Here is a 13,949-nt window from a genome sequence, read left to right as displayed (position 1 = left end):
TTGTGGTGTCATTCGACGATCTGTCCGTCTCTCATCCGGACGACACGGCTCGCTTCGTCGGCCACCGTGGGGTCGTGGGTGCTCGCCACCACCGTGACGCCCAGCGTCGTGCACAGGTCGCGCAACATGCGAACCACCGTCTCCCCGGTGCGGTGGTCGAGGTTGGCGGTCGGCTCGTCGGCGAGCACCAGGGTCGGGCTGCTGATCAGCGACCGCGCGATCGCGGTGCGCTGCTGTTCCCCACCGGACATCTTGGTGGGTTGGTGGTGCACCCGATGCCCGAGGCCGACTAGCTCGAGAAGCTCGATTGCTCTCTTCCGTAACGACTTTCGGTCGTACGGCTCGAACATCAACGGCAGTTCGACGTTCTCGACGGCCGACAGGAACGGGATCAGGTTGTAGCTCTGGAAGATGAACCCGATGGTGTCGTGGCGCAGTGCCGCGAACTGGCTCTCGGTCAGTTGTGCGGTGTCGCGGCCGCCGATCTTCACCGTGCCCTTGGTCGGGCGGTCCAGCCCGCCGATGATGTTGAGCAGGGTCGACTTTCCGCTTCCGCTCGGCCCCATCAGACACACGAATTCCCCTGGCATGACCTGAAGTTCGGCCGCCACGACCGCCTTGACGACCTCATCGCCGACTTGGTGCAGTTTCCAGACATCGCTGATCTCGATGACGGGTTTCTCGGCCGCGACGTCGGAGGGCGCGATGGCCTGGACGTCTTCCAGTGCAGTCATTGTCGGTTAACCTTCCGCGGTCAGTGATCGGATCGGTGGACGAGACGCGGCGTTGTAGGTGGGTGCGAAGCTCGTGGCGACGGCGGCGACGACACTGATGCCGAACGCGATCAGTGCGCCGATCGCCAATCCCCCGAACGAGATTCCGGTGGGCGCCAAGCGGGTCATGGCCACCACGATCGCGGTCAGCGTCGCACCTGCCGCCCCGACGAGTGCGCCGAGCACTGCCGCGACAACCGGTTCGACGAGCAGCGCGGCCACCACCGGTCCGCGGGCGATGCCGTTGGCGCCGAGCACGCCGAGTTCGCGGGTGCGGTGGGCCACGGTGCGGGTGGTCGCGACCGCCACTTCCACCACCCCGACGAGCAGCACGGTCACCGCGATGAGCACGACCGCGCGGTTGATCTCGTCGGCATGCCCGAGCGCGGCCGACTGCGCACGAATCCCGGCGGCCATCGCAAAGACGAGCACCACCAGGAACGTTCCGGTGGCGGTGGTCACCACGGGCAGCACCATCTCGCGTAGCCGCCTGCGGGCGGACAGGACGCCGTAGGCCAGCCCCTTGCTGATCATCGGGCTCCCAACAGGTCGACGGGTCGTTGTTGCAGCAGGCGGTGCACCGGCACGAGCGCGCCGACGATGGCCATCGCGGGCAGGAACGCGGCGACCATGCCTGCGGCCTGACCCCACGCCGTCAGCGTCGCGATACCCGGAATCGTCAGCGCCACAGCCGCACCCGCTCCCAGAACGCCGAGCAGATAGGCGGCCAGGAAGACGATGGCCGATTCGACCAGGAAGAAGTAGAGCACTTCGTCGGCAAGGCCGATGCTGCTCATGATGCCGAACTCACGTTTGCGTTCGGCCACCGCCGCCAGGAACGACGACACCGCGATGACGAAGCCGAGTGCGAGGCCGACGGTCGAGATGAGTCCCAGGGTGGAGCTGGTCACCTTCCCGGAGAACAGGGCGGAGAATTTCTGTTCGAAGGTCAGCGGACCGGATCCGCCGACGGTGTCGTAGATCAGTCCGCCACCTCGCGGGTCGGGCCGCACCGACGGATCGGTCGCGGACGGCAAACCGACTGCCGCACCGAATCTCTCGCCGAGGCCGCGATGCTTCTCGTCGCCCGGCGGGGCATGCACCGTCCACCATCCGTTGTCACCGACCAGCACATGGGCCAGGTCGGTGGACACTGTCACCGACTCGCCGGAGCCCGATACCGTCGCGGTGAGCGTGCGGCCACCGACGACCACCGCGGCGCCGGGCGTGATTCCCAAGCGGGCGGCGAGATCTGGAGCGAAAACTGCTTGTCCAGAAGGTATTTCCGAGCTACTACGCAGCGAGACACCGGTGTCGCCGACCGTGGCGACACCCGAGAGGATTCGTTGCGCCCGCCACCCGGCAGGCACTGTGATCACCGGAGCGGTACCATCGGCCACCAACGCCCGCACGTCATTGTCGTAGTGCACGCCTGCGGCCGGTACCACCCACAACTGGGCATCACCGACGACGTCTTCGACCGAATCCGCGCCCGTGATGGCAAGACTCGACGCGATCGTCCGGACGACTGTCACACACGCGATCGCCAGTGCGATGCCCAGTACCGACAACACGAACCGTTCTGGCCGCCGGCGGATGTTGGCGAGGGCGAACCGAATCAGACAGCCAAACGTGTTGCCGGTCGTTGTCTGGATCTCCGGGGCCCGACGGGTTGGGGACGTTTGCGTCGGTGCCGAAGTGGCGGTTTCCACAATGACAGATGCTGCGAGCCATGTGTTTCACCGACGACCATGCGCAGTATCGGGTGGGTTAACAGGACCGGGTCGAGGTTACGTCGTGATGTCACCACCACAACGGAATCCGTAGCCGATCAGCCCAGGTGAGTGCTGAATCCGCTCACTCGGCCGCTCTTCTGCCGCGTTTTCGTCGTACCGGGGCCGGATCCTGGATCCGCCGCCACGGCTGCGCCTCCTCCAGTTCGTAGGCCAGCTCCAGCAGGCGCGCCTCGCGGCCGAGGGTGGCCGAGAACATCATGCCGACCGGCAGCCCGTCGGCCGTCTGGGCCAAGGGCAGGGAGATGGCCGGGTCGCCTGTGGCGTTCTGCAGGGGCGTGAAAGCCACCCAGTCGATGAGCCGGTCGATGATCTGTTGATAGTCGGCCGTCGGGTCGAGGTGACCGATCGGCAGCGTGGTCTCGGCCAGCGTCGGCATGAGGACCACGTCGTAGCTGTTCGACAGCCGCTCGGTGATCCGGCGGGAGCGCACCAACCGGGTGATCGCCAGCGGCAGCTTGTAGAGATGGCTGCCGGCAAGGTGTTCGAGCCCGAGCGTCAGATTGTCCAGCCGGTCACGGTCGAAGCTCGGTCCGAAGCTCCGCTTGCCGCCACGCACCAAGGCATACGCCAAAAACGCCCAATACAAGAGGAAGTCGTCCTTGAACTGGGCGGGCACGGGATTGCCTATGGGCGTGACCCGGTGGCCGAGTTCTTCGAGCAGCGTCGCCGTCTTGAGGGTGTGCTCGCACATCTCCGGGCTGGCGTCGCGGGCGACGGACTGCGTGCAGACCGCGATACGGAGCCGTTGCTTGCCGGGACGGCTGACATCTCCGATCGGCGGCAGCTTGGGGTTGCGGTACACCCGCTCCATCTCCCGGTAGAACGCCGCGGTGTCCCGTACAGAGCGGGTTTCGACACCGTCGGAGACGATCCGCAGCGGCATGCGGCGGAACTCGGCGTCCTGGGGCAGCCGGCCGCGGGACGGCTTGAGCCCCACCAGACCGTTGCAGGCGGCCGGGATCCGGATCGACCCGCCGCCGTCGTTGGCGTGCGCGATGGGCACCACCCCGGCAGCGACGAAAGCCGCCGAACCCGACGACGACGCCCCGGCGGTGTAGTCGGGATTCCACGGGTTGCGTACCGGCCCGAGCCGCGGGTGCTCGGCCGACGCGCTGAAGCCGAACTCCGACAACTGCGTCTTGCCAAGGGGTACAAGGCCTGTCGCGAGGTAGGCACGCGCAAAGTCGCCGTTGGCGCGCTGCGGTCGCGGTTCCCACGCGTCGGTGCCCTGCATGGTGGGCATGCCCTCGACCGCGACGTTGTCCTTGATGAAGCTGGGCACCCCGTCGAAGTAGCCGCCGTACCGGCTGGGAGCGGTCACCCGGGTACGGGCGCGATCGAACGCTTCGAACGCCAGCCCGTTGAGGGTCGGGTTCACGGCTTCGGTGCGGGCGATGGCGGCCTCGACGAGTTCGGCGGCCGAGACCCGGCCGGCCCGCAGTTCTTCGACGAGTCCGACCGCGTCGTGCTCACCGAGGGCATCGTCGCCAAAGGCGCTGAAACGACTCATGGGCCGACGGTACCAAGTGGTACCGCCGGCCCATGAGAGCGACTACGTTGCTAGGCCTGACCGACCTCGAAGCGGGCGAACCGGGTCACGGTCACGCCGGCCTCGTCGAGCAGAGCCTTGACGGTCTTCTTGTTGTCGGACACCGACGGCTGATCCAGCAGCACGACGTCCTTGTAGAAGCCCGTGACGCGACCCTCGACGATCTTGGGCAGCGCCTGCTCGGGCTTGCCTTCGTTGCGGGCGGTCTCCTCGGCGATGCGGCGCTCGTTGGCCACCACGTCCTCCGGCACGTCCTCACGGGTGAGGTACTTGGCCTTCAGCGCGGCGATCTGCAGCGCGACGGCGTGCGCCGCCTCTTTGTCATCACCGGTGAACTCGACGAGCACACCCACGGCGGGCGGCAGGTCAGCCGCACGCTTGTGCAGGTAGGGCTCGACGGTTCCGTCGAAGTAGGCGACGCGGCGCAGTTCGAGCTTCTCACCGATCTTGGCCGAAAGGTCCGCGATGGCCTGCTCGACGGTGGTGTCACCGGCCGGGGCGGCCTTGAGCGTCTCGACGTCGGTGGCCTTCGACGCGGCTGCGGCCGCGACGACCAGATCGGCCAGCGCCTGGAACTCGGCGTTCTTGGCGACGAAGTCGGTCTCGGAGTTGAGCTCGATCAGGGCGCCGTCCTTGGCGGCGACCAGGCCCTCGGCGGTGGCACGCTCAGCGCGCTTGCCGACGTCCTTGGCGCCCTTGATACGCAGCAGTTCGACGGCCTTGTCGAAATCGCCCTCGGCCTCGACCAGTGCGTTCTTGGAGTCGAGCATGCCGGCACCGGTCAGCTCCCGAAGCCGCTTGACGTCGGCAGCGGTGTAATTAGCCATGTAGCAGTCCTCCCTGGACCGAAGAAATCAAGAAGCGTCAGTGGATGATTCAGATGCGGAAGCACCTTCGGCACCGCCCTCGGCGGGGCCCGCGGTCGCTCCGGCGAGCAGTTCCTGCTCCCACTCGGCGAGCGGCTCGGCGCCTTCGGCGTCCTGCTTGGCGCCACCCTGGCCGGCGCGGGCCTGCAGGCCTTCGGCAACCGCGGAGGCGATCACCTTGGTCAGCAGCGCCGCCGAACGGATCGCATCGTCGTTACCCGGGATCGGGTAGTTGACCTGGTCGGGGTCGCAGTTGGTGTCGAGGATCGCGATGACCGGGATGCCCAGCTTGATGGCCTCGTTGACCGCCAGGTGCTCCTTGTTGGTGTCGACGACCCAGATGGCCGAAGGCACCTTCTGCATGTCCCGGATACCGCCGAGGCTGCGCTCAAGCTTGTTCTTCTCACGCGTGAGCATGAGGATTTCCTTCTTGGTGCGACCCTCGAAGCCACCGGTCTGCTCCATGGCCTCGAGCTCCTTGAGGCGCTGGAGGCGCTTGTGCACGGTGGAGAAGTTGGTGAGCATGCCGCCCAGCCAGCGCTGGTTCACGTACGGCATGCCGACGCGGGTGGCCTCATCGGCGATGGACTCCTGCGCCTGCTTCTTGGTGCCGACGAACAGCACGCTGCCACCGTGGGCGACGGTTTCCTTGACGAACTCGTACGCCTTGTCGATGTAGGTCAGCGTCTGCTGCAGGTCGATGATGTAGATGCCGTTGCGGTCGGTGAAGATGAACCGCTTCATCTTGGGGTTCCAGCGGCGGGTCTGGTGCCCGAAGTGTGCGCCGCTGTCGAGCAGCTGCTTCATGGTTACAACAGCCATAGTGAGCCGATGTCCTTTTATTGTCGGTTGTCGCCCGGTATCGGTGATGCCGGGCCCTGGTGTCCACTGGTTGCCGGGCCCGCCCTGGAATCCCAGGTCAGGACCGCCGGCATCCGGTTACGACCCCCACTGCGGCGGTCGTGGCGCGAACACGCGAAGTCAGCCCGCTCGGCGAGCTGCGGGTAGAAGTTTACACGTTGCGACGGGGTGCTCTGTCCCTGCGCAACCAGGGCTTGGCGGCACACGGCTCATTCACCGTCGAGGTTATCCACAGGCCGGTGACGGCGGGGTTCCCTCGGGCTGGCTGCCGCGCTGAACTGATCGGATGAAGACGCTGGCTGCCGCGCTGGTGGTGACGGCACTCGCCTGGCCGGTGACCGCGCGCGCCGAAGGCGGACGGCTGCAGTGGCCGGTGACACCGCAACCCACGGTGACGCGGGCGTTCGACGCACCGTCGCCGAACTGGAACCGCGGTCACCGCGGTGTCGACCTCGCCGCCACGCCGGGACAACCGGTCTACGCCGCGGGGCCCGGGACCGTGGTGTTCGCGGGGATCCTCGCCGGGCGTCCCCTGGTGTCCATCGCGCATGCCGGCGGCCTGCACACCAGCTATGAACCGGTGCGGGCCACGGTGCGCCGCGGCCAAGTGGTCGCCGCCGGGCAGCTGATCGGCGAGTTGGTAGCGGGCCACCCGGGCTGCCCCGTGGCCGCGTGCCTGCATTGGGGCGCGATGTGGGGGCCGGCCGCCCGCGCCGATTACGTCGATCCGCTCGGGCTGCTGGGCGAGACCCCGATTCGCCTCAAACCGGTGACCGGTTGAGGCGAGCGTGCGTGTCTGTTGCTCGGCACGCCGTCGAACGTCAGCAGTTTGCGCACCGTCACCGCCGCGACCGGAGCGGCCTATCGTCAGAACCATGACCGCCGCGTCGGAATCCCACCGCAACCGGCCCATGCGTTTCGGCCTGCACACAGCGCTCCCCCGAGGCCGTGACTTCACCGAATTCGCCGTCGCCGTCGAACAATCCGGCTTCGACGTCCTGACGATTCCCGACCATCTGGTCGCGTCGATGTCGCCCTTCGTCGGCGCCGCGACGGCCTGCGCGGTGACCTCGTCACTGCACACCGGCACGCTCGTGCTCAACAACGACCTGCGCCACCCGGTCGACACCGCGCGGGAAACCGCAAGCCTGGCAGCTCTTTCCGGCGGCCGGTTCGAGCTCGGTCTGGGCGCGGGCCACATGAAATCCGAATATGACGCAGCCGGGCTGAGATTCGATCCCGGCGCCACCCGAGTGGATCGGCTGATCGAGTCCGTCGAGGTGATCCGTCCACTTCTCGCGGGCGAGGCCGTGGACGTCGATGGCGCGCACTACTGTGTGCGGGCCGACGCAGGCGAACTCGTCGCGCCGCCGGAAGTCGAGGTGCCCTTGCTGATCGGCGGAAACGGCACACGCGTACTGCAATTGGCGGGCCGGGCAGCCGACATCGCCGGCTTCGCGGGGTTCAGTCACAACCACGACGCCACCGAGGTGCGGCTGACCCACTTCGACCCGACCGGCCTGCTGGACCGGATCGGCGTCGTGCGCGACGCCGCGGGCGACCGCTTCGACGCCATCGAACTCAATGCGCTGGTGCAATTCGTCGTGCACACCGAGGACCCCGCCGCGGTCGCAGCCGAGTTGGCCGGGCCGTTCGGCGTTGCGCCTGAGCTGCTGCTGCAATCCCCGTTCGCTCTGCTCGGCAGCTACGAGCAGATGGCCGAGGCGCTGACGGACCGGCAACGCCGCTTCGGCATCAGTTACTGGACCGTGTTCGACGCGTGGCAAGGCCGCGAATCGGCGCTTGGGCACCTGACCGAGGTGATCAAGCTGTTGCGTTAGCGCCCAAGAACTCGATCATCGTGTCGAGCACGGCGTCGGGCCGGTCACGCTGCACCCAATGCCCGGCGCCCGCAATCACTTTCAAACGTGCGTTCGGGATCAGCGCAGCGGCCGCGCGGGCCCGGGCGACCGGCACGCCGGGGTCGCGATCGCCGTGGACGATCAGCACCGGGCACGCCAGTGACGGCAACCGCCGGGTGTAATCCGTGCGCAGACGATTCCACTTGACCTGGTCGCGCTGCCACTGTGCGAATGCCTCGAATCCGCCCGGTCGGCCGGCAGCCGCCATGACCTCGTCCATCAACTCGTCGGTGAGCTGCCGGGGGTCTGTGATCAGCGCCTGCATGCTGCGGGCCATCGCACGGCGGCTGCCGCCCACCCACGTGGTCGCGGCGCCCAGCAGTCCGGTGCGCAGCGCCGCCCACGTGACCACATGGCGCACGGCCGACAACGGCCCGTCCGACAGCCGAGGCATCACGCCGTAGCTGCCGAGCAGCATTGCGGCGGTCACCCGATCGGGCCGGTCGAGCACATGGCCGATGGTCATGGCGCCGCCGAGTGACAGACCACCGATCGCGTAACGCTGTAGACCGAGCGCGTCGACCAACTCCCCTACGTAGGCGACCAGCCGCTCCTGCGTCGCCGGTAGCCGCGCGGGTGCGCTGTACCCGTAGCCGGGATGGTCGGGGGCAATGACGCGATAGCCGGCCTGTGCGAGGCGAGGACCGATGCCGCCCCACGACAACGACGCGTTGTCCACTCCGCCGCCGTGCAACAGCACGACCGTCGGCGCCGGACCTTCCGGCGCCCAGGTGAGATAGGAGACCGGTCCGGAAGGAAGGTCTACGACCGACCGGGTCATGCCCTCGGGTGGGCCTGATCGTGCACCGCACGCAGTCGCGCCACGGTCACGTGGGTGTAGAGCTGCGTGGTGGCCAGTGTCGTGTGGCCGAGCAGCTCCTGCACGACCCGCAGGTCGGCGCCGCCCTCCAACAGATGTGTGGCGGCGCTGTGCCGCAGTCCGTGCGGGCCGATGTCCGGCGCGCCGTCGACCGCGGACACCGTCTGGTGCACCACGGTGCGAGCCTGCCGCGGGTCGAGGCGCCCACCGCGTGCACCCAGCAGCAGCGCCGGTCCGGATTCTGCCGTGGCGACCGCAGGCCTCCCGTCGGACAGCCACGAGGTCAGCGCGTGCTGGGCTGGTTCACCGAACGGCACTGTGCGCTGCTTGTTGCCCTTGCCGAGGACCCGCAATACGCGTCGTTCGCGGTCGACGTCGTCGATGTCCAACCCGCACAACTCGCTCACCCGGATGCCCGTGGCGTAGAGCATCTCGACGATCAGCCGGTCGCGTAACGCAAGCGGATCTCCTTGCTGCGCACCAGAGTTCAGCGCTGCCATGGCGTCAAGCGCCTGGTCCTGACGCAGCACCGCCGGTAGGGTACGACGCGATCTGGGTGTCTGCAGCCGCGCCGCGGGATCGCTGGCAAGCAACCCGCGCCGATGAGCCCACGCGGTGAACGTCTTGACCGACGACGTGCGGCGGGCCAGCGTGGTGCGCGCCGCCCCGGCCGCGGACTGCGCAGCCAGCCAAGATCGCAGCGTCGGCAGGGTGAGCGTCTCCAGCCCGCCGCCGGTGTAGTCGAACAACGACCGCAGGTCGCCGCGGTAGGCCCGACGCGTGTGCTCAGAGCGGCCCCGCTGCAGCGCGAGAAACTCATCGAACTCGTCAAGTACGGCCTGCATATCCCTACCGTGACAGACGCCCGAACCTCACGCAGCCGACGCGCCGCGGCCGGGCATCACGGCTTCATCTCGTAGCGGTGCAGCGGGTGGTCACGCAAGGCTCCCGAGGTAGGGCTGTGATTCGATGAGACCTTCATCGCTGGGTGGTCGCCCCTGCCCGAACACCCGCTCGTGCTGGCGGGCGCGCAGGTCTTTGTGCGCGTCAGCAGGTTTGACGTAGCCGTAGCGGCGACGCCCCTCTTCGGGTGTGAGCACTTCGGCCGAGCGCGGTGGTATGCCCATGATGTAGGGGCCCGCGATCGGCACCACCGAGGGCGCGATGACCTTGGCCACCAACAACTTCAGCAGCGGAATGCGGTTGACCACAGCGAAGCCGAGCTTGAGCACTGGGCGCACGGCGACGTCGATCACACGCGGCTGGTCGAATCCGCTGAGCCGGCGCATCCAGCGTGGCATGGTCGCGATGGTGCCGGCCCGCAGGAACCAGTTGAGAACCTCGACGGCGGGTCTGGCGATCCATGGCGCGGGCGGCAGGACGACCTTGGCGTTGAGCAGATGGTCCATCATGGCGCGGGCAGCTTCGCTGACGGCGAGGTGTGGCCGCATCTGCTCGAAATACTCGTTGACGCCAGCACGGGTGCGGGGCACGTCGAGCGGATCGCACGTCTGGAACTGTGCGGCCGTCGCACAGTCCTGCCAGTAGCAGGCCTCCTCCTCGGCGGAGAGCTTGCCGCCACCGTAGAGCTCGTAGGCCTTGAGCACCGAGTGCCAGCCGGTCAGCAGGATCCACAGCTGTGAATGAGGATCGTTGGCGTCGTAGGGATTACCGCTGACCGGTTCGGTACCGATGGCTTTCGAATGCACCTTCACCAGGACGTCGGCCGCCTTGAGCACCGACTCGCTGTCGGCGAAGGCGACCATGGCGAAGTAGCGCACGGTCCGGTCGTACCGCGTCCGGGGGCGGTCGTAGTTCGCGCCCGTGGTGTCCACCGCCGCGATCAGCGCGGGGTCGAGTTCCTCCACCACCACCGCGCGTTGCAGTCCGATGATCGGGGTGGTCGCGTGCCCCCAGACCTTCCAGGTCACCGAATCCGGCCCGAAGAAACCGTAGTCAGCCATCGGCTGCACATCGGACATGGGCGAACTCCTTTGTTCGTACGGTCAGGCGGTGCGGAACGCCCGGTAGGTGGCCGCTCCGATGAAGGCACCCAATGTGTCTGGGGTCCAGTCTTTTCCGTCGTCGTGTAGCAATGTCCGCACCGCGGCTTCACACGTGGACACGAACTGTTCGACGAGGACCGGCAGCTTCTTGTCGGCGTCGGCGGTGCCCCACCGCTGCAGCGTCGGCGCCAACCGCCGGGAAACCTTGGCCACCAGCACTGCGCGGCCATTGCGAAAGTGGGCGGCGACGGCAGGATCGGGGTCGGCGCTCATCACCAACCGCCAGGACTCCGGCCGTCTCGCCACCGTGTGCAGCAGCGCCTGAAATCCCTCGACGAACACCGTCTCGTCGGCATCAGCCTTGCCGTAGGGCAGCGCTTCGATCGCGTCTTTGAGCAGTATCTCCAGCTCGCGTTCGAGCAGTGTGCGGATCAGCTCGACGCGGTCGGGAAAGCACGAGTAGACCACCGGCCTGGTGACCTTGAGTTGCTTGGCGACCGCTCCGATCGTCACGGCCGCGACGCCCTGCTCCATCACGACCGCCAGTGCGGCGTCGAGCACCTGGGGACGGCGCCGTTCCGGCCCCAGGTGTGCCGCGCGCTCGCGGACTGTTCCTACAGTCATGAAGGAAAATGCTACATGAGTGAATAATCTGGGTCCAGCGGTAGTTGCCTGCCGTTTCCCGTCAGTCGTCAGAGCGCAGCGGGCATGGGTGCGGGGTTTGCGGCGATCTCGTCGAGTACGCGGATGTTGCCGACGATGTCGCGGCTCTCCCGCGTCGCGATCGCGGCCTGGATGAGCCCGACGAGGCCGGGCGGGTCATAGACGAGCGCGCCTTGTCCGGCGACGGTGACGTCGCGCACGCGGATGGTGATGGGCCGCAGGAAGCCCGGCTCGAGCGCAAGCACCGTCGCGAATCGCCAAGCGTCGTCACGGAAGTCGGTCACCGCCTGGTCGATCAGAAAGATCTCGTTCTTCATCAGCACTGCATAGACGTCGGCCAGGGCCGGTGACAGCTCGTCGATGTCAGCGATGATGCCGCTGACCTGACTGGCCAGGACCGCGTTGATCCGATCGAAGTCGGTCTTCATGTCACGGGTCTCGGTATCGACGGCTTGCGCCACGATGCCGAGGTCGAGGCCGATGTGCGCGTTGATTCCGGCAAGCATGTGCTGCAGCATGATCGGCTCCCGCCGGCCCGCCGCGTCGAAGGTCAGCCGCCACGACCGCGTCGGTTTGGCGTACCTGCCCGGATGGAAGTAGCCGTTCAGCGCATCGAAGTAGCGATTGGCGAATGCGACGTCCAGTCGCGCCAGCCGGGGACCGTCCTCGAAAACCCCATCGGACACCGCGTTCTTCACGGCCACGGTGATCCGCTTGTACAGGGCGGCGAAATAGCCGAGTCGGCTCGACGCTTCGACCGACCAGCCGATCACAGCGTCGATGTTGGCGACGACCTCATCGAGAGTCGTTGCGGGTTGCAGTGGCGCAAGCGATGGCATCACATCATGGTGGCCGCGCCGGCGCCCGCGGACACGAGTAGCGGACTACTCGACTCGGCGCAACGCCTCGGGCGTGAGATCGGCCAGCGTGGGATAACCGTCGACGCCCATGATCAAGTCAGCCTCGGCGAGCAGCGAACGCAGCACGTGCACAACGCCATCCACCCCTCCGAGAGCCAACCCGTACACGTAGGGCCTGCCCACCCCCACCGCGGTCGCCCCCAGCGCGAGCGCCTTGACGACATCCGCGCCGTTGCGGATACCCGAGTCGAACAACACCGGCAGCCCGTCGGCCGCCTCGACCACGCCCGGCAGACAATCGATCGCCGGGATACCGCCGTTGGCCTGGCGTCCTCCGTGATTCGAGCAGTAGATGCCGTCGACTCCCCCGTCCTTGGCCCGGCGCGCATCCTCGGGATGGCAGATGCCCTTGACGATGAGCGGCAGCGTCGTCAGCGACCGCAGCCACGGCAGGTCGTCCCAGGTCAGCGGATTGCCGAACAGACTGACCCACCGCAGGACGGTGGCCTGCGGGTTCTGTTCGGGCGGCTGGGCCAGCCCAGCGCGGAACACGGGGTCGGTGGTGTAGTTGGCCAGACACTTGCCGCGCAGTTGGGGGAAATTCGAGGTCGCCAGGTCGCGTGGGCGCCACCCGGGCACCCAGGTGTCCAGGGTGACGACGATCGCCTTGAACCCGGCGGCCTCGGCGCGTTGCACCAGACTGGCCGCCAATTCCTTGTCGGTCGGGGTGTAGAGCTGGAAAAAGCCGGGGGTGTCACCGAATTCCGCGGCGACAGCTTCCATCGGATCTTCGGTGAGCGTCGAAAGCATCAGCGGCACACCAGTTTTCGCGGCGGCGCGGGCTGCCGCGAGGTCGCCGTGCCCGTCCTGGCTGCTGATGCCGAGCACTCCTACCGGCGCCATGAACAGCGGCGACGGCAGCGTGAGGCCGAACACCTCGACGCTGAGGTCGCGTTCTTTGTGCGCGTTGAACATGCGCGGCATCAGGCCCCAACGGTCGAACGCGCTGCGATTGACCCGTTGGGTGCGTTCGTCACCGGCCCCGCCGGCCACATACGACCACACCGACGGTGGCATCGCGGCCTGCGCCTTTGTCTCCAGTCCCGCGTAGTCCATCGGCAGACCCGGCATAACTCCGGCCAGGCCCTGGAGGTAGATCTCGAGTTGGTAGTCGCCGAATGCCATGCCGGCTACCCTGCCAGTTCCACCTCAGCCCGTGGTGGCGGACTCAGCTTTTGCCAGCTCGGCCTTCCACTGCCGGAAGGTCTCCTCCGTGCGTCCGCGGCGCCAGTAGCCGGAGATCGACGCGGCCCACTTCGCCGGAACACCGCGTTCCTTGCGGATATAGGGCCGTAGGTTGTGCATGACGGCCTGGGCTTCGCCGTGGATGAACACCTGTACCTGGCCAGGTAACCAGTGCGCCGACTTGACGGCGTCGATCAGCGGAGCGTTGTCGCCGGCCCGGTCCTCACCGATGAGGTCGGCCCGTCCACCGCGGTGTATCCAAGCCACGTCAACGCCGGTGGGAGCGGTCAGGGGCACTTCGTCGTCAGGCCCGGCGACCTCGATGAAGGCCATGCCAACCGCGTCGTCGGGTAGGGCCTCCAAGGCCGCGCTGATCGCCGGCAGCCCGGCTTCGTCACCGGCCAGCAGGTGCCAGTCGGCCTCAGGATCGGGGGCGTAGGCACCGCTCGGGCCCATCAGATAGGCGGGTTGTCCTGGGACGACCGCGGCCGCCCACGGCGCTGCGACGCCCTGATCACCATGCACGACGAAGTCGATGGCGATCTCGCGACGCTCGGTGTCGACCTGCCGCACGGTGTAGGTCCGAAC

Annotated in this window: 15 protein-coding genes; 2 read left to right on the top strand and 13 right to left on the bottom strand. The window is 67.5% G+C overall.

The genetic code is table 11. The annotated features are described in order from the left end of the window. Positions 1-8 precede the first annotated feature (8 nt). The 6 genes from RMCB_RS10000 to rpsB all read right to left on the bottom strand — a co-directional run bounded on the left by RMCB_RS10000 (position 9) and on the right by rpsB (position 5,806). Entirely contained in the window at positions 9-734 is a 726-nt protein-coding gene (locus RMCB_RS10000; protein ID WP_062828669.1) for an ABC transporter ATP-binding protein, read from the bottom strand. 6 nt (positions 735-740) lie between these two features. After that, on the bottom strand, positions 741-1,307 hold the full coding sequence (locus RMCB_RS09995) for an ABC transporter permease (RefSeq protein ID WP_062828668.1): 567 nt from the start codon (positions 1,305-1,307) through the stop codon (positions 741-743). Then, positions 1,304-2,485, bottom strand: coding sequence for an ABC transporter permease (locus RMCB_RS09990; protein ID WP_062828667.1), 1,182 nt, complete (start codon positions 2,483-2,485; stop codon positions 1,304-1,306). Before RMCB_RS09990 ends, RMCB_RS09995 begins: the two co-directional genes overlap by 4 nt. Positions 2,486-2,630: 145 nt before the next feature. Then, complete coding sequence (locus tag RMCB_RS09985) at positions 2,631-4,079, bottom strand: amidase (RefSeq protein WP_062828666.1); 1,449 nt, start codon at positions 4,077-4,079, stop codon at positions 2,631-2,633. A 50-nt stretch (positions 4,080-4,129) separates the two neighbouring features. Then, positions 4,130-4,945: a translation elongation factor Ts gene (gene tsf, locus RMCB_RS09980; protein ID WP_029372033.1), complete on the bottom strand. Its 816-nt coding sequence runs from the start codon at positions 4,943-4,945 to the stop codon at positions 4,130-4,132. Positions 4,946-4,972: 27 nt separating this feature from the next. Next, positions 4,973-5,806: a 30S ribosomal protein S2 gene (gene rpsB, locus RMCB_RS09975; RefSeq protein ID WP_029372034.1), complete on the bottom strand. Its 834-nt coding sequence runs from the start codon at positions 5,804-5,806 to the stop codon at positions 4,973-4,975. Positions 5,807-6,131: 325 nt separating this feature from the next. Here rpsB and RMCB_RS09970 point away from each other — a divergent pair, with 325 nt between their 5' ends. Together RMCB_RS09970 and RMCB_RS09965 are read left to right on the top strand one after the other, a co-directional pair. Next, positions 6,132-6,626, top strand: a complete 495-nt coding sequence (locus RMCB_RS09970; RefSeq protein ID WP_062828665.1) for a M23 family metallopeptidase — start codon at positions 6,132-6,134, stop codon at positions 6,624-6,626. 94 nt (positions 6,627-6,720) lie between these two features. Further along, complete coding sequence (locus RMCB_RS09965) at positions 6,721-7,686, top strand: LLM class F420-dependent oxidoreductase (protein WP_062828664.1); 966 nt, start codon at positions 6,721-6,723, stop codon at positions 7,684-7,686. On the opposite strand, the gene RMCB_RS09960 is transcribed toward RMCB_RS09965, so the two are convergent. The 7 genes from RMCB_RS09960 to RMCB_RS09930 form a co-directional block, all read right to left on the bottom strand. Further along, a complete protein-coding gene (locus tag RMCB_RS09960; protein WP_062828663.1) occupies positions 7,670-8,548 on the bottom strand; it encodes an alpha/beta fold hydrolase in 879 nt (292 codons plus the stop codon). The two genes, RMCB_RS09965 and RMCB_RS09960, sit on opposite strands and share 17 nt — an antisense overlap. Further along, positions 8,545-9,432, bottom strand: coding sequence for a tyrosine recombinase XerC (locus RMCB_RS09955; RefSeq protein ID WP_062828662.1), 888 nt, complete (start codon positions 9,430-9,432; stop codon positions 8,545-8,547). Before RMCB_RS09955 ends, RMCB_RS09960 begins: the two co-directional genes overlap by 4 nt. Positions 9,433-9,522: 90 nt before the next feature. Then, entirely contained in the window at positions 9,523-10,569 is a 1,047-nt protein-coding gene (locus RMCB_RS09950) for an oxygenase MpaB family protein (RefSeq protein WP_062828661.1), read from the bottom strand. A 24-nt stretch (positions 10,570-10,593) separates the two neighbouring features. Further along, positions 10,594-11,217, bottom strand: a complete 624-nt coding sequence (locus RMCB_RS09945; RefSeq protein WP_072278442.1) for a TetR/AcrR family transcriptional regulator — start codon at positions 11,215-11,217, stop codon at positions 10,594-10,596. A gap of 68 nt (positions 11,218-11,285) precedes the next feature. Then, positions 11,286-12,095, bottom strand: coding sequence for a DUF5995 family protein (locus RMCB_RS09940; protein ID WP_062828659.1), 810 nt, complete (start codon positions 12,093-12,095; stop codon positions 11,286-11,288). Between the two features lie 45 nt (positions 12,096-12,140). Then, complete coding sequence (locus tag RMCB_RS09935) at positions 12,141-13,301, bottom strand: lactate 2-monooxygenase (RefSeq protein ID WP_062828658.1); 1,161 nt, start codon at positions 13,299-13,301, stop codon at positions 12,141-12,143. A 24-nt stretch (positions 13,302-13,325) separates the two neighbouring features. Beyond that, positions 13,326-13,949 (bottom strand): siderophore-interacting protein (locus tag RMCB_RS09930; protein ID WP_062828657.1); only part of this gene is annotated, 624 nt, incomplete at its 5' end.

This window comes from Mycolicibacterium brisbanense (assembly GCF_001570425.1).
GTDB classification, from domain to species: Bacteria; Actinomycetota; Actinomycetes; order Mycobacteriales; family Mycobacteriaceae; genus Mycobacterium; species Mycobacterium brisbanense.
This window is presented reverse-complemented; position numbering and strand designations above follow the sequence as displayed.